The 20,499-nt window shown below is 53.6% G+C and carries 23 protein-coding genes; 21 read left to right on the top strand and 2 right to left on the bottom strand.

The genetic code is table 11. The annotated features are described in order from the left end of the window. Positions 1–4 precede the first annotated feature (4 nt). The 6 genes from PuT2_RS10670 to PuT2_RS10645 are packed head-to-tail and all read left to right on the top strand — an operon-like array spanning position 5 to position 4,782. A complete protein-coding gene (locus PuT2_RS10670) occupies positions 5–1,027 on the top strand; it encodes a 3-hydroxybutyryl-CoA dehydrogenase (RefSeq protein WP_093971160.1) in 1,023 nt (340 codons plus the stop codon). After that, positions 1,017–2,012: an ABC transporter substrate-binding protein gene (locus tag PuT2_RS10665; RefSeq protein WP_093971040.1), complete on the top strand. Its 996-nt coding sequence runs from the start codon at positions 1,017–1,019 to the stop codon at positions 2,010–2,012. The genes PuT2_RS10670 and PuT2_RS10665 overlap by 11 nt, the downstream gene beginning before the upstream one ends. Then, positions 2,013–2,774, top strand: a complete 762-nt coding sequence (locus tag PuT2_RS10660; protein WP_093971039.1) for an ABC transporter ATP-binding protein — start codon at positions 2,013–2,015, stop codon at positions 2,772–2,774. Beyond that, positions 2,771–3,562 carry an ABC transporter permease gene (locus PuT2_RS10655; RefSeq protein ID WP_093971038.1) on the top strand — a complete coding sequence of 264 codons (792 nt, stop codon included), beginning with the start codon at positions 2,771–2,773 and terminating at the stop codon, positions 3,560–3,562. The genes PuT2_RS10660 and PuT2_RS10655 overlap by 4 nt, the downstream gene beginning before the upstream one ends. Then, positions 3,559–4,311, top strand: a complete 753-nt coding sequence (locus tag PuT2_RS10650; protein WP_233575022.1) for an ABC transporter permease — start codon at positions 3,559–3,561, stop codon at positions 4,309–4,311. Before PuT2_RS10655 ends, PuT2_RS10650 begins: the two co-directional genes overlap by 4 nt. A 15-nt stretch (positions 4,312–4,326) precedes the next feature. Further along, positions 4,327–4,782: a MarR family winged helix-turn-helix transcriptional regulator gene (locus PuT2_RS10645; RefSeq protein ID WP_093971037.1), complete on the top strand. Its 456-nt coding sequence runs from the start codon at positions 4,327–4,329 to the stop codon at positions 4,780–4,782. 33 nt (positions 4,783–4,815) lie between these two features. On the opposite strand, the gene PuT2_RS10640 is transcribed toward PuT2_RS10645, so the two are convergent. After that, the gene (locus PuT2_RS10640) at positions 4,816–5,280 is read right to left on the bottom strand and encodes a DUF2442 domain-containing protein (RefSeq protein ID WP_093971036.1); all 465 of its coding nucleotides are present in this window, start codon (positions 5,278–5,280) and stop codon (positions 4,816–4,818) included. 409 nt (positions 5,281–5,689) lie between these two features. On the opposite strand from PuT2_RS10640, the gene PuT2_RS10635 reads away from it, so the two are divergent. From PuT2_RS10635 to PuT2_RS10625, 3 genes are read left to right on the top strand one after another with little or no spacing between them, the layout of a single operon-like run. After that, positions 5,690–5,932 (top strand): helix-turn-helix domain-containing protein, encoded by a 243-nt coding sequence (locus tag PuT2_RS10635; protein WP_093971035.1) that lies wholly within the window; start codon positions 5,690–5,692, stop codon positions 5,930–5,932. 37 nt (positions 5,933–5,969) lie between these two features. After that, on the top strand, positions 5,970–6,815 hold the full coding sequence (locus tag PuT2_RS10630; RefSeq protein WP_093971034.1) for a HipA domain-containing protein: 846 nt from the start codon (positions 5,970–5,972) through the stop codon (positions 6,813–6,815). 54 nt (positions 6,816–6,869) lie between these two features. Next, positions 6,870–7,625 (top strand): glycosyltransferase family 25 protein, encoded by a 756-nt coding sequence (locus PuT2_RS10625; protein WP_093971033.1) that lies wholly within the window; start codon positions 6,870–6,872, stop codon positions 7,623–7,625. Positions 7,626–7,629: 4 nt separating this feature from the next. Here the strand turns inward: PuT2_RS10625 and PuT2_RS10620 are convergent, their stop codons facing one another. After that, positions 7,630–8,439, bottom strand: coding sequence for a TrmB family transcriptional regulator (locus PuT2_RS10620; protein ID WP_254046994.1), 810 nt, complete (start codon positions 8,437–8,439; stop codon positions 7,630–7,632). Between the two features lie 142 nt (positions 8,440–8,581). Between PuT2_RS10620 and PuT2_RS10615 the strand changes: the two genes are divergently transcribed. From PuT2_RS10615 to PuT2_RS10560, 12 genes are all read left to right on the top strand, one after another. Then, entirely contained in the window at positions 8,582–9,532 is a 951-nt protein-coding gene (locus PuT2_RS10615; protein WP_254046993.1) for a carbon-nitrogen hydrolase family protein, read from the top strand. Next, positions 9,525–10,049, top strand: coding sequence for a TRAP transporter small permease (locus PuT2_RS10610; RefSeq protein WP_093971030.1), 525 nt, complete (start codon positions 9,525–9,527; stop codon positions 10,047–10,049). Before PuT2_RS10615 ends, PuT2_RS10610 begins: the two co-directional genes overlap by 8 nt. After that, entirely contained in the window at positions 10,046–11,326 is a 1,281-nt protein-coding gene (locus PuT2_RS10605) for a TRAP transporter large permease (RefSeq protein ID WP_093971029.1), read from the top strand. The genes PuT2_RS10610 and PuT2_RS10605 overlap by 4 nt, the downstream gene beginning before the upstream one ends. 39 nt (positions 11,327–11,365) lie before the next feature. Next, positions 11,366–12,406 carry a TRAP transporter substrate-binding protein gene (locus PuT2_RS10600; protein WP_093971028.1) on the top strand — a complete coding sequence of 347 codons (1,041 nt, stop codon included), beginning with the start codon at positions 11,366–11,368 and terminating at the stop codon, positions 12,404–12,406. A gap of 140 nt (positions 12,407–12,546) precedes the next feature. Next, a complete protein-coding gene (locus PuT2_RS10595) occupies positions 12,547–13,812 on the top strand; it encodes an O-antigen ligase (RefSeq protein ID WP_093971027.1) in 1,266 nt (421 codons plus the stop codon). A gap of 243 nt (positions 13,813–14,055) precedes the next feature. After that, complete coding sequence (locus PuT2_RS10590; RefSeq protein ID WP_093971026.1) at positions 14,056–14,403, top strand: MarR family EPS-associated transcriptional regulator; 348 nt, start codon at positions 14,056–14,058, stop codon at positions 14,401–14,403. Between the two features lie 35 nt (positions 14,404–14,438). After that, a complete protein-coding gene (locus tag PuT2_RS10585) occupies positions 14,439–15,383 on the top strand; it encodes a Gfo/Idh/MocA family protein (protein WP_093971158.1) in 945 nt (314 codons plus the stop codon). Next, complete coding sequence (locus tag PuT2_RS10580) at positions 15,380–15,964, top strand: acyltransferase (protein ID WP_093971025.1); 585 nt, start codon at positions 15,380–15,382, stop codon at positions 15,962–15,964. The genes PuT2_RS10585 and PuT2_RS10580 overlap by 4 nt, the downstream gene beginning before the upstream one ends. Before the next feature lie 9 nt (positions 15,965–15,973). Continuing rightward, the gene (locus tag PuT2_RS10575) at positions 15,974–17,836 is read left to right on the top strand and encodes an acyltransferase family protein (protein ID WP_093971024.1); all 1,863 of its coding nucleotides are present in this window, start codon (positions 15,974–15,976) and stop codon (positions 17,834–17,836) included. After that, complete coding sequence (locus PuT2_RS10570; protein WP_093971023.1) at positions 17,826–19,088, top strand: oligosaccharide flippase family protein; 1,263 nt, start codon at positions 17,826–17,828, stop codon at positions 19,086–19,088. Before PuT2_RS10575 ends, PuT2_RS10570 begins: the two co-directional genes overlap by 11 nt. A gap of 16 nt (positions 19,089–19,104) precedes the next feature. Further along, complete coding sequence (hisH, locus tag PuT2_RS10565; RefSeq protein WP_216820814.1) at positions 19,105–19,740, top strand: imidazole glycerol phosphate synthase subunit HisH; 636 nt, start codon at positions 19,105–19,107, stop codon at positions 19,738–19,740. Next, the gene (locus PuT2_RS10560; RefSeq protein ID WP_093971022.1) at positions 19,727–20,494 is read left to right on the top strand and encodes an AglZ/HisF2 family acetamidino modification protein; all 768 of its coding nucleotides are present in this window, start codon (positions 19,727–19,729) and stop codon (positions 20,492–20,494) included. Before hisH ends, PuT2_RS10560 begins: the two co-directional genes overlap by 14 nt. Positions 20,495–20,499 lie beyond the last annotated feature (5 nt).

Raw genomic sequence — 20,499 nt, 5'->3', positions numbered from 1 at the left:
CAACATGACAGCACAAACGAAACCCCCGGCCATTGTGGCCATTGGTGCCGGCCGCATGGGGCGGGGCATTGCAGTGGCCTATGCCGTCCGGGGCCAAAGCGTGGTTATTGTCGACTTCAAGCCCCGCAGCGCCGAACAGTTTCAGGCCCTGCAAAACGACATTGACCAAGAACTGAACACCACGTTGCAACAATTGGCCGACCTGGGCATGTTTAGTGCCGACCAAGCCGCGCAACATCGTGCCCGTATCAGTGTCGTCAGTCTGGATCAGGCCGCTCAGGCCCTGGCCGGCGCACGCATTATTTACGAAGGCGTGCCCGAAACGCTCGACGCCAAACGCGACGCATTGGGTCGCATTTGCCAGGCTGCCCCGGCCGACGCCATCATCGCGTCAACCACGTCGACCATGCTGGCGTCCGATCTGGCCGCTATGGTCACCCACCCCGAGCGTTTTATGAACGCTCACTGGCTAAACCCTGCCTACATCATTCCGTTGGTAGAAATCAGCGCCCACGACGCCACCAGCGCCGAAGCCCTGGATGCCCTGAAAAACAGCCTCAAAGCCATCGGCAAAGTCCCCGTTCAGTGTGGCTGCAGCCCCGGCTTTATCGTGCCGCGCTTGCAAACCCTCATCATGAACGAAGCGGCCCGTATGGTTGAAGAGGGCGTTGCCACCGCAGAGGAAATCGACCTGGCCACCCGTTACGGCCTGGGTTTTCGGTTTGCCAGCATCGGCGTCCTTGAATTTATTGATTACGGCGGCAACGACATCCTGTATCACGCCAGCCGTTACCTTGCCGACAACCTGGACCCCACCCGATACACCGCTCCGGACATCGTCCAGCGCTATATGCACGAAGGCAAAATCGGGTTACGGTCGGCAAGCGGGTTTTTGTCGTACGAAGGGGTTGATTTAAACGCGTACCGGCGCGACGTGCTGGCACGTACCCTGGGCATGCTGCGGCATTTTGGTTTAGACCAAAGCATTCCTTCCACAACAGTAAAGGAAACAGGCAATGAAAACTAAAGTCAAAGCATTACTTGCATCGACCGCCGCCGCTACCCTGGCCGCGGCCGCCACCGCCCCAGCCATCGCGGCCGATGTACCCGAGCTGCGCGTGGGCTGGACGATTCCGGCCGAAGAAGCGAAATACCTGATGATGAAACGCCCCGAGCTATTTCCCGACTTGGGCAAAAAATACACCATCAAATGGACCCAGTTCCAGGGTACATCGCCCATGGTGCAAGCCATGCGCGCCAACGTGCTCGACTGCTCCACGATGGCACCCATGTCGATGGCCCAAGGTTATATCGAAAGCGGCCTGAAGCCCTACATTGTGGCGCAGCATGCGGCTGAAGAACCCGGCAGCTTTTCTGTGTATTGGGCCGTTAAAGAAGACAGCCCCATCAAAACCGCACAAGACCTGAAAGGTAAGGTCATTGGTACCAACGCGTACGGCTCGGGCGTGTACTACCACATGCTGTTGTGGCTCAAGAAAAACGGCCTTGACCCCGAAAAAGACGTCAAAATCGTTGAAACCGGCTTCCCGCCCTCGGCCGACGCCATCCGTTCTGGCCGTGTCGATGCGGGCCCCATGGTGCCCCCGTTCACCGTCTTGAACGAAGAAAAAGGCGGCCTGCGCCCCTTGTTCAAATTGTTGGACGTGCAAAACCCCAACGTGCAGATTTTTGAAGGCTGCAACCAGGACTACACCAACGCCAACCCCGAAGTGGTCAAGGCCTATGTTCAAGACCTGGAACGCGCCATGGCCAAGCTGAAAGAAAACCCCGCCCTGGCCGCCGAAGTCACCTCTGAAATCACCCGCGCCCCGGCCGCAGTGCTGTCAAAGTACCTGCTCACGCCCAAAGATTTCCACCGCGAGCCCAACATGAAGCCCAATATCGCGGCCATCCAGGAAACCTTCAACCTGTATCACGACGCCGGCTTCCTTAAACAGAAGCTCGACATCAAAGACTTTGTTCGTGAAGACATCATCGCACCGGTAAAGTAAATGATCACCATCGACCACCTGGGTAAAACGTTCAAAACCGCGCGGGGCACCGAACACGCGGCCCTGCTCGACATCGACCTGCACATTCCCGACGGGCAGTTTGTCTCTATTCTGGGCCCTAGCGGTTGCGGCAAAAGTACCCTGTTGTACATGGTGGGCGGCTTCGAGCAGCCTTCGCGTGGCAGCATCAAGGTCGATGGGCGTCTGGTCACCCAGCCCGGCCCCGATCGCGGGCCCGTTTTCCAGGAATACGCCTTGTTCCCCTGGAAGACGGTGCTGGGCAACGTAGCGTATGGCCTGCGCGAGCAGGGCATACCCAAGGCCCAGGCCGAGGCCCGCGCCATGATATGGCTGGAGAAGGTCAAGCTCGACAAATACGCGCACTTTTACCCGCGCGAATTGTCGGGCGGCATGCGCCAGCGCGCCGCCATTGCCCGCACCCTGGCCTACGAGCCCGGCATATTGCTCATGGACGAGCCCTTTGGCGCGCTCGACGCCCATACCCGCCTGACCCTGCAGGCCGAATTGCTAACCTTGTGGGAACAACTGCGCAATACCGTGCTGTTCGTGACCCACGCCGTTGACGAAGCCGTGTATTTGTCGGATCGCGTCATTGTGCTGACCGGCAGCCCCGGCACCGTGCGCGAAATTATCGACATTGACTTGCCGCGCCCGCGCGTGCGGGCCGAGTTGCTGGTTAACCGCAAGTATCAAGATTACATCGTCCATTTAGAAAGCTTGCTGACCGGAGAGCACGCATGAGCCAGGTCGCCCAACGCCCCTCGCGCTGGTACGAAAACCCCTTTGTCGGGGTGATTATGGCCGTGCTGCTGGTGGGCTTGATTTGGTCGGCCGCCGCCCGTGTGCTGGGGTTCAGCTCGTTTCCCGGCCCTATTGCTGCGGTTAAAGAGCTGCGCTTTATCGTCGTTGACCCCGGCGCGCTGTGGGCCATCGCCCAGTCGGTGGGCCGCATGTTTACCGGCTACTTCTGGGCCTTGTTGTTTGCCATCCCGCTAGGGCTGGCCATGGGCCGCAGCCGCGCCATGTACCAGGCGTTTTACCCCCTGGTGTCACTGGCCTACCCCATGCCCAAGGCCGCCCTTATGCCCATACTTATGCTGTGGTTTGGCCTGGGCAGCTTTTCCAAAATTCTGGTCATCGCCATGGGCGTTAGTCTGCCCGTGTTGTATCACAGCTACCAAGGCGCGCTTCGGGTCGAAAAGAAACTGGTCTGGACAGCGCAAGCCATGGGCATGGGCCCCGTAGGCCGCCTGTTCAAGGTTGTGCTGCCCGCCGCCTTGCCCGAAATCATGATCGGTTGCCGGGTGGGCGTCGTCATGGCCTTAATCGTGATGGTCTCGTCCGAAATGATCGCCCGCCAAGAGGGCGTGGGCAACCTGTTGTTTACATCCATGGATATGGCCCAGTACGAAACGGTTTACGCCGTCATTCTGGTGCTGGCGGTGCTGGGCTTTGTGCTTGATGCCTTGTTCGAACGCGTGCGCCGCTACTTAACGCGCTGGGCCGACAATAACCGGGGGGTATCATGAACGCCGCCGTCATGGGGTGGGGGCGCCTGTGCATTTCGCCCTTGTTTGTATTAATTGTGTGGGAAGCGGTCTGCCGCGCCGGCATGATCGAGCCGCAATTGTTGCCGGCGCCTACCGACATTATTGCCCGCTTGTTTACCCTGGCCGGCCAAGCCGATTTTTGGGCCAACTTTGGCATTACCGTTTACCGGCTGGTGGTGGGGTTAAGCCTGGCCATTGTCCTGGGGATTGGGTTGGGGCTGGTCGCGCAACTGTCGCGCCTGGGGGCAGCCTTGTTAGACGCCCTGGTGCGCTTGCTGGCGCCCATTCCAAAAATTGCACTGTACCCGGCCCTGATTCTTATTTTCGGGTTCGAAAACAGCTCGAAAATAGCCCTCGTTGTGGCAGATGCCCTGTTCCCGGTACTGATGGCCACTTGGTCTGCCGCCCGCGCGGTTGATCAAAAGTTGATCTGGTCCGCCCGTGCCGCCGGCACCTCGCGCGCCGCCTGCCTATGGAAGGTGACGTTGCCCGCTATTGTGCCCACCGTATTGGCCGGTGTGCGCGTGGCCGGTGTGATTGCCTGCGTGGTGGTGTTCTTGGCCGAAATGATCGCCTCGACCGATGGTTTGGGCCACATGCTGACAGTAGCCGCCCGCGCCTACCGCACGCTAGACATGTTTGTACCCCTGGTATGGATATGCCTGCTGGGCCTGGGGTTAAACTGGTTGATTGGTACGCTGCAACGCAAAGTCGACCGCAGCGGTTAAGCAGGGCAAGGCGAGATGGGTTTGAAAAAGAGCAAGGCAGTAGTGAATTACCAAGGGCACGAAACCTTCATGCCCTATGTACTTAACCGCACCACCGGCGCCGTCAATGCCGACTTTCAGGTCGTGCTGCGTAACCACGGCATGACCCTGCTGCACTGGCGCGTGCTGGCCTTTTTGCGCGAAACCGACGGCCTGGGCATCAGTGCCCTGGCTAACGCCGCCGGGGTCGACCAGGCCACCTTGTCGCGCGCATTAACCGTGATGGAAACCGCTGGCTACATCAGCCGCCAACCTAGCGCCACTGATCAGCGCGTGCTGGAAATCCACCTGCTGCCCGCCGGTAAAAAACAATTCAACAAAGTATTGCCCCCCGCCTGGGCCATTTTCGAGCGCGCCGTTAACGGCCTGACCGACAAAGAACAGCAAGAACTGCAGCGGCTGCTAAAAAAAGTATGGGGCAACTTCGCTTAATGGGGGGCGGCAACTTCGCCTAATGCAGGCAAACTAAACCGCCGTATGCAGCTTACGGGCTTGCTCGCGACTTAGCGACTCCCAGCCCAAACAAGCCAGCCAGATGGTTTTTGGAATAGGCTTGTGTGCTGTACGGTAGTAACTCACCATGCGCCGGCTGATACCCAAGGCTTGGGCCGCCAGGGTTAACGAAAGGCTATTGCGGCGCATCCATGCGTCGAGCATTTGGTGGCTGACTTCGCCGGCCTGTTCTTTTCCCCACGCGTAGACATTGTCGGCGCCCAGTTCGGTATCAAACCACTCAACACCGTGCCCCCATTGCGCGACATGTGCCTTGGCAAAAGTCTCAGGCTCTAGCAGTGCCGTGAAGTCGGGTGTTTTACGAAGCACGGGTTCAATATTGACATCAAGGACCTCGTTCGTGCTCCATCGAGTGCGCAACACATAAGGCGACAACGCTTCGACGGCTTCCAACCTGGGATAAAAAAATTCACTCATGGATTAAGCCTTCGCCTTCGCGTCCATCTCGCATCAGGATATGCGTATGCGGCGGGGGATGGTCGCCAGCATACATAACCACTCTTGATTTATAAAAAAATTGAATTGTCGGCATACGTAGTTTAGAGCAATAGTTGCTCTATTTCAAGGGTGCAAAAAGCGTGGAAACCTTGATCATCGTATGACGGTAGTAGTTCGGATTAGGTGGGAAATGGCAGTAATATCCAGCACGGATAGTACGCAGTTGTTACTTAAGTCGTGTCGAAGTGCGGTTTCAAGGTATCGATGACGCCGATTTCTTTCGAGTATCGATAAAACCGATTATTTCAAAATATCGATATGACCGATACTTGTCAGATATCGACTAAACCGATACAGTAGTCTCACCACAATAACCCAACGTGCAGCCATGCAAAAACTCTCAACCAGTCAGCAAATGGGGCGTATTTTGACTGCCCGGCGCAAAGCTGTTGGCCTAACCCAGGCGCATGTCGCGGCGCAACTAGGTATCAGTCAAAATCGCCTGTCTGAAATAGAAAATCAGCCCGGCCATCTAACGCTTGATCGGCTATTGGCCCTGGCGGGAATTCTTGGGCTCGAGCTCACCATTCAGGCGCGCGAAAACGTAGCACCCACCGAAAGCGAGTGGTAAGCATGGCGCGCCGCTTAAAAGCCCGCTGCCTTAATTTATGGGCAAACGGCATAAGGGTAGGGCAGTGGCATGTTGCCGGCCCCTTGGCGCAACGCCAACCACACACATTTTCAAGTTGCCGCTTGGCTTGGTCGGAAACCGTCAGGCAGACATGCGCTCGTCGGTGGAAAACGAATGGCTGTGCGCCCAAATACTGAAAGCGTTCGGGCTGCCAGTAGCTGCATGTGAAATTGCGCAGTTCGAAGACCAAAAAGTGCTTGTGGTCGAACGTTTCGATCGTCGATTGTCTGATCGAGGTTACTGGCTGCGCCTACCTCAAGAAGATTTTTGCCAGGTCACAGGCACCCCGCCTAGCGCCAAGTACGAAGCAGATGGCGGGCCGGGCATCGTTGATATTGCCTCTGTCTTGCAGCAGTCGGAAGCCCGAGAACTTGACCTTGCGACCCTGCTTAAAGCGCAATTGCTGTTCTGGGCAATGGCGGCAACCGATGGCCATGCCAAGAATTTTTCTGTGTTCTTGTTGCCCGGCGGTCGTTACCAAATGACGCCGCTTTACGACGTATTGTCGGCATGGCCGGTTACAGGCCGGGGCCCGAGTCAGCTAGACGCAAACCGGCTGAAGCTGGCAATGGCCGTCAAGGGCAAAAATACCCACTATCGAATAAAAGACATTCAGCGGCGACACTTTAACCACATGGCCCGGCTATGTGGGTGGGGTGCCGATATGGAAACCTTGATCGAAAGCGTTATAGACCCGTTACCCGGCGTTCTGAAGGCCGTTCAAGTCAAACTGCCAGACGACTTCCCCCAGGACGTGTTCAGTGCCGTTGCCGAAGGCATGACCGACGCTGTGCGGAAACTTGCCAGGATGCCGGCGGCGTGATCCCGCCAGCTTCCCCCTATAATCCCGCAAGTCAAACCCTCACCCAAAGTGACCATGGATTATTCGAACCCGCCCGTACCGACCGCAGCCTGGGGCCTGGACGGCATTTGTGTGGTGAACGTTAAAACGTTTACCGAACGCCGCGCCCACATCGAGCGCGAATTACGCCGCTTTGGCCTGACGGGCGAATTTGTTTTCGAGCACGACGCCGACGAAATCACCCCCGAGCTGAACGAACAGTACTACCTGCCCAACCCCAACCTGACCAACGGCCACAAGTCTTGCGGGCTAAAGCACATTGCCATCATGCAGCGCGTGGTAGCCCGCGGGTGGGACTACTGCCTGGTACTGGAAGACGACGCCATTTTGCATAAAGACTTTCGTAAAGGCATAGACAACGCCCTGCGCGAGCTTAAGCAAAACTACGCCAACACCCCCAGCGTTACCTTTATAGGCAGCGGCGGCAACTGGTACACCCCGCGCAGCCAGCGCAAAAAAGGCCAACATCTGTACCCCGCCAAAAAAGGCCGCTTTACCGACTCGTACATTATTGGCAAACAAGCGGCCCAAATGCGCCTTGACTGGATCGCCCAACACAAAATGAGCAACGCCATTGACAACGCCTTTGACCAAATGGACAAAGACCTGGGCATACAGTTGCTGTGGCTAGAGCCCACCGTGGTCGAACAAGGCACCAAACGTGGCCTGTTCGACAGCACCCTGGAAGGCCGCTGGCCCTCGCCAATACAAGCGTTCTTGCACGGCTGGGAGAAATTCCGGCGCAAGTATATTTATCAGTTGTGGCGGTAGGGGCTCAATGCCCTGGCGCGCTGAGCGCCCATATGGCGTCAAACAACGTTCTTTGCATAGCCGCAAACTCTACGCTGTCGATAATCAGGCCGTAGTTTTCTTGTTTCGACGAAATCAGGCATACCCGCTGGTCGTAAATAAACGTGGTCATTGACAGCACCATATCGGGCGGGCAGTAGCGTAATTCCCTAAGTGTTTCGTTGCTCGATGGCCAAATGGGTTCTACATCTTTTTGTTCTGATCGCAATACCTTAAGCCAAATACCGGCATCGACGCGGTCGTTAATGAATTTGTCCATTTCCGCTCGCCCAGGGGTTTGCATCAGTTCCTCCATCGACAGGATCCCACGCACAACCTTCGGGGTATCGGTAATGGTCAAGGTATCGCGTAGTGCGGTTCGAATGCCTTCAATCCCCTCGTAAAACCGTATTTGCGGTTTGCCTTTGGCACGGTTATACATAGACCGAAGCTGGGGCAAAAGTTCGCTTAACATTTGTCGTCGCCCCTCAAGCTTTTCCATCAGCGTATTTGGGTCGAGCGCAATAACGTAGCGCTTGCCGCGTTTTTCTTGCAGTGTGATCAGCCCTTCTTGCTCCAGGCGCGACAACGCATCGTACGCGGTCGTGCGCACCATGCCAGCGCGCGCTGCAACCTCTGCAATAGGCGCCTCGCCCAATTCGATGGCCGCCGTGTACAGCTTGTATAGCGTGCCATTAATTCCAATCTGCGCCAGTTTGTACGCAATATCCATCGTTAATTCCTGTCGAAAATCGTAGACAGAAAGCCGGATTCGGCCATCTTCGGCGTCAGCCATGTCTCTTCGTCATTATTTTTTATTTACGTATTCCCCTATTAGACAGGGGATTAACGGCAAGTTGCGTCCGTGTTAACCCCAGTGTTAATAAAATTTGAACTGTCTGATAATTCCGACAGCATTCACGTCAATGGAGCGGAATATGAAAGTCGGCGTAGTTCAAACCGGGTCGGTGTATGGCGACACTGCAGCAACAATCGACAAAGCTGAACAATGGATCGCAAAAGCGGCCGACCAAGCGTGTGAGCTTGTCGTGTTCCCAGAAGCTTTTGTGGGCGGATACCCCAAAGGCGGTGGCTTTGGTGTAGTTGTTGGCGTGCGCACCGAAGCCGGGCGTGACGAATTCGCGTCGTATTTTCAGGCCTCAATTGTCGTCCCCGGCCCCGAGACAGATCGCTTGAGCAAAGCCGCCGCTAAAGCCGGCGCCTTTGTGGTTATGGGCGTTATCGAACGCGAACTTGGCACCCTGTATTGCACTGTTCTGTTTTTTTCGCCAACCGGCGAACTGCTGGGCAAGCATCGCAAGTTAATGCCTACCGCCGGCGAACGCGTGGTGTGGGGTTATGGTGATGGGTCGACCTTACCTGTATTTGACACCCCCGCCGGGAAAATGGGCGCCGTACTTTGCTGGGAAAACTACATGCCTATGCTGCGCATGGCCATGTACGCCCAAGACATTGCTGTGTATTGCACCCCAACAGCCGACGACCGCCCCACGTGGGTACCGTCTATGCAGCATATTGCCCGCGAGGGGCGTTGCTATGTGCTGTCCAGTTGTCAGTTCATCCGACGCGGCGACTTCCCCGCAGACTACGACTGCACCATCAGTAACGATAACGACGCTATTTTGATGCGCGGCGGCAGTGTGATTGTCGACCCTTTGGGCACCGTGATTGCCGGTCCGGTTTTTGACGAAGACGCACTGCTGACAGCCATCATCGACCCCGTACAAATTGCGCGAGGCAAACTCGATTTTGACGTGGCCGGCAGCTACGCGCGGCCCGACGTATTCCAACTGACAGTAAATCAAAAAGCCAACGCCCCGGTGGTCTTCAAAGACAGCGCCTCGGTAACAGGGGGCAGCCATGAGTGACATTCAAATTGCGCCCTCAGGCATACCTGGTCGTGTGCTTAACGGGGCGTTGTGGGTGCTTGACCAGGGCGCGGCGGTTTGCTTTGCACTGGCGCTTTTACTGAACTTTGCCAATGTCGTTGGCCGGTACGTTTTTCATTTGCCCATTTTCTGGGCAGAAGAAGTCACCATCATTCTGATCATCTGGTCGGTTTGCTTGATGTCGTTTCGTTTAACGCTGTTTGGCGAGCACCTGGTCACCGATATTCTTCGCCCCTACCTTGCCCCGCGTGCGCAGGCGGCATTGCTTTTTGCAACCACGGCGTTAGGCGCCGTCTTAAGCGGGTTCATCGTGTTCTACGCTTACAAGGTTGTTGAATTTGTCGACCGCCTGGGGCAGGTCACCATCGTTGCCGAAATGCCCAAGTCGTGGGCCTATTCATCTATTTTGGTTTGCTTTGCATTCGTGGTGCTGGCGTCTGTGCTTAGGCTGCTTGCGCTGTTGCGCGGCGCGTCAGTTAATCCGAGGTCGTTATGAGTCTATCTGTTGCACTAGTCGTTGTGCCTGCGCTAACACTAATTGTTGGCTTTCCTATTTACCTGGTGTTGTTAGCGACGTCGGCGGTTGCTGTCTTGTGGTACATGAATGTGCCGTCAATGCTTATCCCGCAGATTATGTTTGGTGGTCTGGACAAGTTTGCATTGCTTGCCGTGCCGTTCTTTATTTTTGCCGGCGACATCATGGCGCGGGGCGGTGTGTCGCGCCGTATTGTTGATTGTATTTTGGCGTTGTTTGGTCGGGCACGTGCAGCACGCCCCATTACCACCATTGCTGCCAGCGAGTTCTTTGGTGCGGTGTCGGGCTCAAGCCCAGCAACCGTTGCCGCCATGGGCAAGCTAATGTACCCCAGCCTTCGCGAAGGTGGGTACAGCGAGAAGTTTTCCTTAGGTCTGATCACCTCGGCCGGTGGTATTGCCAGCGTTATGCCGCCCAGCATTTTGATGATTTTGTATGGTGCCTCGGCCGAGCAGTCGGTGGCCGAGCTGTTCGCCGCTGGCGTCATACCCGCTTTATTGCTGGGCTTTGGCACGCTTTTGTACATTCTTTGGTATTCAAGGCGTGTTAATTCGCCACCCGAAGAAAAGCGCTCGTTCTCGCAAGTGGTCAAGCTGGTGGTAAACGCATTGCCTGCTTTGGGCACCCCGGTTGTCATCCTTGGGGGTATCTACAGCGGCGTGTTCTCGCCAACCGAGTCCGCCGGCGTTGCCGGTATCTACGGTATTTTGGTCACCAAGTTCATTTACCGCGAACTGACCTGGAAAGAACTGTGGGACGTGGTCCACAGCTCGAGCCGTCTGACAGCGCAAATTTTGATCGTTGTGGCCGCGTCAGGGGTGTTCTCGTGGGTGCTGACCACCAGTGGCGTGCCGCAAGCGCTGGTTCAGTACGTATCGGCAACGGGTGAAACCTATTGGTCAACCCTGCTAATTATCAATATTTTCTTGCTGATTATTGGCTGCCTGGTCGACCCGATTTCAGCCATCGTGCTGTTCACGCCCATCCTTATACCCATTGTTCAGTATCTGGGCATCGACCTGATCCACTTTGGCGTCATTATGGCGGTCAACCTTAGCATTGGTATGTTCACGCCGCCCTTTGGTCTGAATATCTTCACGTCCCATGCCTTGTTTGGTGCCCGTATGTCCACCATATGCGCGGGCCTGGTGCCGTTCATCATTGTTCAAATTTTGGTTTTGATGTTGATTACCTATGTCCCCGTCTTGTCGCTGTTTGGCGCCGGGTTCGTTAAATAAAAGTTAGTCGTGGTTTTCCAATTTAAAAAAGGAATAGATATGCTGATTCGTACCCAACAAGAAAAACGTAGGTCATTGTCTAAGCTTGCCGGCGCCCTAAGCGTTGCCGTACTGTGCGTGGCAGGCGCTTTCAGCCAGTCGGCGCTGGCAGCCGAATACAAAATGAAGCTAGCCACCGCGACTGTTAACGACGTGCAAACAGAAGCCATCAAGCGGTTTGCCAAGCGGATTGAAGAGCGTAGCCAGGGCCAGATTAAAACCGAGCTTTACCCCGCCGCGCAGCTGGGCTCTAACGCACGTATGATTGAAGGCCTGCAGTTTGGCACTATTGAGTTCTATACCGGGCCTGCTGCTTACCTGGTGGGTGTTGACGCCCGTTACCAGGTTATGGACGTACCCGGCGTATTTACCGACGCCCGCCACGCCCAACGCACCTTCAGCGACCCAGAGTTCCGTGAATACTTCATGAAAATCGGCGAAAGCAAAGGCCTGGTCGGTTTGGGTATGTACATTTATGGCAATACTGCTTTTGCCACCAAGTTTGCCGGTAAAACACTGGCCGACTTCAACGGCAAAAAGGTTCGAGTATTGGCCTCGCGCATTGAGCGCAAAGGCGCCGAGCTGATGGGCGCCACTGCCGTCCCCGTCGACTTTAGCGAAATTGTGACCGCGCTGCAGCAAGGCACCATTGACGGCATTAAAAGCTCACCCCCGGCTTTCACGTCGCTTAAGCTGTACAACATTGTCGACAACGTAACCGCCACAGAAGACGGTGTTATGGGCGAAGTCATGCTGGTCAGCAAAGTATGGTGGGACACCCTGCCTAAAGACCTGCAAAAAATCCTGAAAGAAGAAGCCGTTGCCCTTGAGCCCGAACTGTACGACTTCGTACTGCAAGACCAGGCCAATGCTTACAAGCTTTGGGCAGAGCAGGGCGGTACCGTGCATAAATTGCCCGAGCAAGAGCGTACCGAGCTGCTGGGTAAAATGAAAGCCGCGACAGTTGAGCTGATGAACGAAAACAAGGCCACCGCCGAAGCCATGAACATGACGCTTAAGGTGGCTGACCGGGTTAAATAACGGTTAGCTGCAAATTAAATCCGGCAGTTGCCTGCTACTTGGGCCTGCCGGATTTTTGTATTATGTAGCCCTACCAGCTAAACCAGCAAGGCATAGCGCTACAATCCGAAGGCATTCCGGCCTTCACAGATATTATTTCCATGCTACCCAATCTTATCGTAGTGCTTTATGCATTACTGCCTGTCGCTCTGCTGACCAGCGCCTCGCTGCCTAGCGGTGTGTTCTATGCCCTTATCGCAGCCTGTTTGGCGCTGTTGGTACAGAAACGCTTTGCTGGCGCTGCCGAGCAAACCTACCGTTACCGTTGGCTTATTGCCAGCTATAGCGTGTTGTTTTTGTCTGTGGCGGCTTCGTCTATTTATTATGGTGACTGGGCAGGGGCCAATAGTGAGGGTGCGCTCAGGTTCTTTTTAGGGTTGTGGGTTTTGCTATTGGCTTTGCCACACATTAACCCCCAAAAGCTGCAACATGCTTTATGGGGCGTGTTGATAGCGGGGTTGGTGTCAACGGCCATTTTGCTGAGCTTAATCGCCGGAGGTAGCCCTCGGCCCATTACGCCCGGGTTAATTCTAACTACCTATTCAAGCATCATGCTGTTGTTGGGTGCTATTTCAGTTTATGCGCTTAGGTGGAGGTTGACGCTTTGGCCCAAATTTGAAAGTGGGTTCAAAATCCTAGTGGCCACAGCGACTTTCTCGGCGTTTGTTATTGCTCAAACACGCACCGGCTTATTGGGTGTGCCGGTGTTTGTTTTGGTCGGGCTCCTTCTTTTTTTGGGGGTAAGAAAACCGCTTAGGGCTAGCGTTGCGCTTGCGGGTATTTTAGTCCTTTTGGCTGTTATTGTAGCTAGCAATGATGCTCTGCTTGGCCGTATTTTTGAGGGAGTCGAAGAGATACGAAATTGCAATACTGCTGATAACTTGCAGTTCAACAGCATGTGTGTGCGTATTCAACTTTGGCAGTCAGCGATTGACGCGGGATTGAGTAACGTTTGGTTTGGTCTTGGTGACGGCGGGTATTACGGGCAATACCTAGAGAGTGTGGCTATGCCTAAAGGGTTGGTGTCACAAGTCACGGTTGATTCTGGTTTCGGAGAGCCGCACAACGATGTATTGCTTGTCTTCGCTGCCTTTGGGTTTCCTGGTGCGTTGGGCTTGTTGCTAATTTACTTCGCACCTTGCATCTATTTACTGCCTCGATTGCTAAGTCAGCATGCCCGCGCCGATGTCAAAGCCGCTGCGGCCATGGGGTTGGTCCTTTGCCTGGGTTTTGCGCTCTTTGGGTTAACTGAGACCATGTTTCGCCGCATGAATACTATGGGTTTCTATGCGGCGTATCTGGCTTTATTTGTGGTGCTTGCGTGCCCCGGCAGTGATGCTAAATCGGAGTCGAAAGCATTGGACTAGTCGCCATACGTGCAGGGCGGGGACATCACTTTTAGGGCGCTTTCAAGCAAACGTGACGTAGTGGGCAAGTCTTCACCGCGCTACTGTTTTTTTGGGTGTTTTTCGTACAAGCGCGTGCTATAGTTTGTTCAATATTTGAACGCCGCTTTTTTCTGTTTTGGTGTGGTTTTCAATTTTTCTCGCGCTTGCTGATCGTGTGACAGCATGGCGGTAGCGCGGCTGAGTGTGCAATAACCATTAATAATGCCCCTTGATGCTAGATTACATGATGAGAACCACTTAAAGGTTCTTCGCCTGTTGGCTTCGCACCCTGCTATTAGCCAGCGTGATTTGGCTGACAGGTTGGGCATAAGCTTGGGGAAAGCGAATTATTGCATCAGGGCCTTGTTAGACAAGGGCATGATCAAAATGCAAAATTTTCGTAATAGCCAAAACAAATTGGCCTATGTGTATTTACTGACCCCAGTAGGTTTGACAGTAAAAGCCGAGCTGACAGCGCAGTATTTAAAAATCAAAATGACCGAGTATGAGGCCCTGAAACGCGAAATTGTGCAGTTACGGCGCGAGGCAGGGGAGTTACAAGGCGAATGACTAACAACCCACAGTCCGTTCTCAACGGTAATTTCATGAAAAACTTTGCTCTTATTGGTGCCGCAGGCTATATCGCTCCTCGCCATATGCAGGCTATTAAAGCTACGGGGAACAATCTTGTTGCTGCATTAGACCCCAATGATTCGGTCGGAATTATAGATAGTCACTTTCCTTCAGCAGACTTTTTTACGGAGTTCGAGCGCTTTGATCGCCATATAGATAAGCTACGCAGGGCAAACGACGGAAGGCAGGTCGACTACGTATCTATTTGCTCACCCAACTACCTGCATGACTCGCATATGCGCTTTGCACTAAGAGCTGGTGCTGATGCCATTTGTGAGAAGCCGCTGGTGCTGAACCCGTGGAATATAGATGGCCTGCAAGAAATAGAGCAGGATACTGGCCGGAAAGTAAGCACCATACTCCAGCTTAGGGTACATCCCTCCATTGTCGCCCTGCGCGAAAAGGTGCGTAGCCAGCCGAAAGATACTAAGCGGGATGTGGATCTGACCTACATTACGTCGCGTGGTCGTTGGTATTTGCAGTCCTGGAAGGGTGATGCAAAGAAATCGGGGGGCATTGCGACAAACATTGGCGTGCACTTCTTTGACATGTTGCACTACATTTTTGGAGAGTTGCAAGAGAGTGTGGTGCACGCCAATGCGGAAACCCATGCTGCCGGTTATCTGGAATATGAGCATGCACGCGTGCGGTGGTTCTTGTCTGTGGACTATATGGATGTGCCAGCGGCTCAGCGTGAGCAAGGGCAGCGCACTTATCGGTCTATTACAGTGGATGGCGACGAGATTGAGTTTTCGGGTGGTTTTACGGATTTGCACACGCGTAGTTACGAGGAAATACTTGCGGGGCGTGGGTTCGGTTTAGAGGAAAATCGAGTCGCTATTGCAACAGTCTCATCAATACGCAATGCGGCGCTCGCTACTTTGCAAGCTGATTATCATCCCTTCCTGAAGAAATGAGCTATACAAAACATGACACGGCAATAGTCGACGAAGGGGCGCAAATTGGCGAAGGCTCACGCATTTGGCATTTCGTACACGTATGCGGAGGCGCGCGCATTGGCTTAGGGGTTTCGCTAGGGCAAAACGTATTCGTAGGTAATAAGGTTGTAATTGGTGATTACTGCAAGATTCAGAACAACGTTTCAGTCTATGACAATGTAACCCTTGAAGACGGTGTTTTTTGCGGTCCTAGCATGGTCTTTACCAATGTTTATAACCCTCGCTCGCTAATCGAACGAAAGAACGAGTACCGTAATACGATCGTCAGGAAGGGCGCAACCTTAGGTGCCAACTCTACGATCGTTTGCGGGGTGACGATTGGTCAGTTTGCATTTATAGGCGCAGGAGCTGTGGTGAATAAAGACGTGCCTCCTTATGCGCTGATGGTTGGTGTGCCTGCAAAACAAATTGGTTGGATGAGTGAGCACGGGGAGCAGTTGGATTTGCCGCTATGTGGGGAAGGTGAGGCGGTATGCGCAGCGACCGGCATGCGTTATCGCTTGGCAGATGGCAGCGTGACTGTTGTCGGCGCAGCTTAGTGGACATAGATGAATAGGCTGGCATATCGCCCAGATATTCAAGGGCTTCGAGCCCTTGCTGTGTTGGCAGTCATTTTGTTTCACTACGGTGGAACATTGCTACCTGGCGGATTTGTTGGGGTCGATGTATTCCTTGTGATTTCGGGTTACCTGATTACGCAACAAATTCAGTTTAGGAAGGGTGCTATTCAAGGGACGCTGACCTCTTTTTTGGGGCGTTTCTATTTAGGCCGTATCAGGCGTATTGTCCCGGCATATTTCTTTATGCTGGCAACCGTGACTATTTTAGCCAAGTTGTTGTTCACCAATAGCGACTTTACGTATTTCGTGGCCAGTTTAAAGTCGGCGGTGCTCTTCTTCAGTAATAGTTATTTCGCAAATTTTGGCGATTATTTTGCGCCAACTACTGCCGAGCAACCTTTGCTGCATACATGGTCACTTGCTGTGGAGATGCAGTTTTACATGCTGCTGCCTATAGCGTTGTTGCTCATCCCAGATCGGTATATCAAGCAGAGTATCTTGTTTATTTCGATGGTGCTGATTTTGGTGGCGGAGTGGCAATTGCGTGTCATGGATCATCGGCAAGTGACTTATTACGCGCTTTATTCCAGGGTGCCAGAGTTCTTGGCGGGGGCATATTTAGCGATATCCTCGATTGGGCTGCGCTGGTCGACTACCGTTGCCAACATTGCTTTCTGGGCGGGAGCGTCTCTAATCGTTGGTAGCTTAATTGTGTTGGATGGTGCTTCGCTATTTCCGGGGTTATTGTCTTTGCCTGCAGTTGTTGGCGCGGGCCTGATTATCTCAGCAAGTCGCTCTTCATTCTCCGCTTTTCTCTGTAGCCCCTTGATGGTTTGGACAGGGTTTTTATCTTATTCGTTGTACCTTTGGCATTGGCCGGTTCTCGCCCTCATTCGATACTACACAGGCGCTGTTTCGCTTGGTTTGCAAGAGACGTTGGTATTTATAATAGCGACCTTACTATTAGCATGTGTATCGTTTTACTTTGTTGAAGAGCCGGCCAGAAAGCTGCGGTTGTCTTTTATGACGTGGCGTCGTCTTGCGGCTGTGCTGGTAATTACCGGTGTCGGATCATTTGGGGCCTATGGCGTTGCCATTGCCGCTAAGGCTTATTTTAGCTCCTCCGGTTTGCCGATCGAATATACAAGGTATGCCGACCCCTATTTGATCTGTCATGGTGTGGACAACGGGCATTGCGAGAAGGGTGACCTAGCAAGTTCGCGTAAGGTCTTGGTGATTGGCGATTCTCACGCTGCTATGTTGAATGGATTCTTCGATCGATTGGGGCGTGACGAAGGTTTCAAGGCAACCGTGTTAACCGCCAGTAGTTGTGTGCCTATTTCTGGTTTTAATGTATCGAAACTCCCGGAATGGGCGCGTCAATCCTGCCTCGATCAAATAAGTCGGGTGGAAGCCCTTGTTACCAAATTCGACATGGTATTCATTGCTGGCATGTGGAGTTATCAGATTGAGGATCCCCTCTTCGCGCCGAGTTTGGAGCGGTTTCTCCAGAACCAGGGGTCCGGGCGTCGGGTATATGTTCTTTCTCAGGTGCCCGAATTATCCAGAAATCCTATGCGGATGTATCGCTTTGCTGGTTTGGGGTTGCCTCATCAGGTCTCATTTAATGGGGCATATCAGCAGGCCAATTTAATTATTGCCGGTACGGCAAAGCGGGCAGGTGCGAGCTTTATTGAGTTGGATCGCTTACAGGTATTCCGTAGTGCCCCATACCTTGATGGGCAGTTGATTTATATGGATGAGAGCCATTTGAATCAGGTTGGGGTTGATGCTTACGTCAATGACGCTAGAGCGCGCATTCGCGAGTTGGTAATTGCTAATGAGCGCTAGCCGCCTGTCTACCTACTGGCAGCGGGTCGCTGTAGTGTTTTCCGGCGCTGCTATAGCGCAAGCTATACCCGTTCTTGGCTCCCTGTGGATTGCCCGTTTATATGTACCCGCAGAGTTTGGGACTTTTGCTGCTTGGTATGGGATTTCTTTAGTAGTGAATCTTTTGCTTTCGGCTCGTCTTGAGGCGGCGTTTGGCCTAGCCCGAGATGGGGAGGAGCGGGGGCGGTTGGTTGCAGTTACAGTCTTGATTGTGCTTAGCATGGGTATACCTTTGGGCCTGACGGTTGGGTTGCTGATGCCTGTACTGGCTGATGAAATATTTGGCTTGCCGAGGTTTATGTGTTACTGGCTGGTGCCGATGAGTATTTGCGCCGCGTTATCGGTGATATGGCAGGCTTGGGCTGCTAATAATGGGCAAGTCCGTGTGTTGAACGTTGTGCGGTTGGTTCAGGCTGGTATGGTTACCGTTCTGCAAATCATCGCTGCCTGGGTTTCTTCATCAGCCCTTTCTCTTGCCATTGCTCAGATCATCGGTACGATGGTGGCTGTTGCAGTGGCGGCTTGGCTGCTGCCGGTCTGGAACTTTTGGCCTAAGAGTTTTTTGGCGGCGCGAGCCTTGCTCTCTGAGACTTGGAAAAAATATTGGCGTTTTCCTTTGTTTGCTATGCCTAGCGACATAATCAATACGAGTGCATCCCAGCTTCCGGTCATAATTTTGGGTATGCGCTACGGCGGCGATGTGGCGGGGTGTTTTGCGCTGGCTGTCCGGACGATGGGCGCGCCGTTAGCGGTGCTGGGCGGAGCCGTGCGTGACGTGTTTATCCGCGATGCTGGGGTAGAAATGCGTGCGCATGGAAACTGCAAGCAGGTATACCAGAGGACATTCAAAGTGTTGGCCATTCTCTCCGTGGGTTTGGTGCTGGTTACCGTAGGATTGGCTGAGCCCGCTTTTGTGTTGTTGTTCGGTGAGTCATGGCATTTGGCAGGGACTATCGCTGTATGGCTGGTACCCCTGTTTGCGTTGCGCTTTATTGCGAGTCCTTTGAGCTATACCTTTTTTCTTGTCCAGAAGCAAAACATTGATTTGATATGGCAATGTGCCTTACTCGTCATGGTAGTCAGCGCGCTGTATGGTTTCGACACATATCAGATGACGCTTGTCGCATATGGTTGTGGCTATGCCAGTATGTATATTGTCTATCTTGTTTTGTCTCGGCGTTACAGCCGACTTTCATCGATTCTGACCTCCTGACTATATAGCGACAATAATGGTGAATGTAATTTCTGTGCTTGACTATGGCTGTGGAAATAGCCAGTCCGTCATCAGGATGGTGGAAAAAGCGGGAGCATCGGCTCGAATAATCTGTACGCCTGAGGAGGTTCGTGATGCAACAGCACTGATACTTCCGGGTGTGGGAGCCTTTGATCACGGTATGGGGGAGCTCGTTCAACGAGGGCTGGATAAAGCGTTGAGCAAAGTTGTGCTCCAGGAGCAGGTCCCGGTGTTGGGCATCTGCCTGGGGATGCAGCTTATGTGCAAAGGGAGCGAGGAGGGGCGCGCGCCAGGTTTGGGCTGGTTTGACGCATGGGCGACGCGCTTTCCCGATGCCCGTGAGACGAGCCTGCCGGTGCCCCACATGGGTTGGAATCTCTTGAGTGCAGTCAAAGATAATCCATTGTTGCCGAGGCATGAGCAGGAACAGCGTTTTTATTTCGTGCATTCATACAGAATTCACTGTAACGACTCATCGGACGTCGCTGCTACCTGTAATTATGGTGGCAATTTTGTAGCGGCTTTCCAAAAAAATAATATGTTTGGTGTGCAGTTTCATCCTGAGAAAAGTCATCGCTTCGGTTTGGGTATGATGCGTCGTTTTACGGAGTGGGTATATGCTCAGGCATAGAGTCATACCGGCACTGCTGCTACGCAAGGGTGGACTGGTAAAAACCCGTCGCTTTAAAGATCCGGTGTATGTGGGCGATCCAACCAATGCCATACGGATTTTCAATGACAAGGAAGTTGATGAACTGATGGTGTTAGACATCGAGGCAACGCGATCTGGAGCGGGGCCTGACTTTGGTGCCATTGAACTGTTCGCCGGAGAGTGCTTTATGCCCTTGGCCTATGGCGGTGGCATTCAGACTCTGGATCAGGCTGCCCGGATTTTTGATTTGGGTGTGGAGAAGATTTGCCTGCAGACGGCTGCATTATCAGATGTCTCGTTGGTCACGCGTATTGCTGAGCGTTATGGCAGCCAAAGCGTAATCGTCTCTATCGACATCAAACGCGATTGGCGTAAGCGACCGTGGCTGTACGGAAGTTATTCAAAAAAGCTTCTCACACTAGACTGGTTGGGCCATGCGAACAAGATGACGCAAGCAGGAGCCGGGGAGATATTGCTGAACGTAGTGGATCGGGACGGTATGATGTCGGGCTATGATGTCGAGTTGGTCCGAAGTTTGGCGGGCTCTGTACAAGTGCCAATAATTGCCTTAGGCGGCGCGGGTAATTTGGACCACATGCGCGAGGCTGTCGTAGCGGGGGCTTCAGCCGTTGCTGCTGGGTCAATGTTCGTGTTTCATGGCCCGCATCGGGCCGTATTGATTACCTACCCACGCTATCAGGACATGGAGCGTATGCTGGACATTTCAAAATGAGTGGC

This window comes from Pusillimonas sp. T2 (assembly GCF_002236805.1).
Taxonomy (GTDB): domain Bacteria; phylum Pseudomonadota; class Gammaproteobacteria; order Burkholderiales; family Burkholderiaceae_B; genus Neopusillimonas.
The sequence above is the reverse complement of the archived record's forward strand: the minus strand, read 5'-3'. Positions and strand labels throughout refer to the sequence as shown.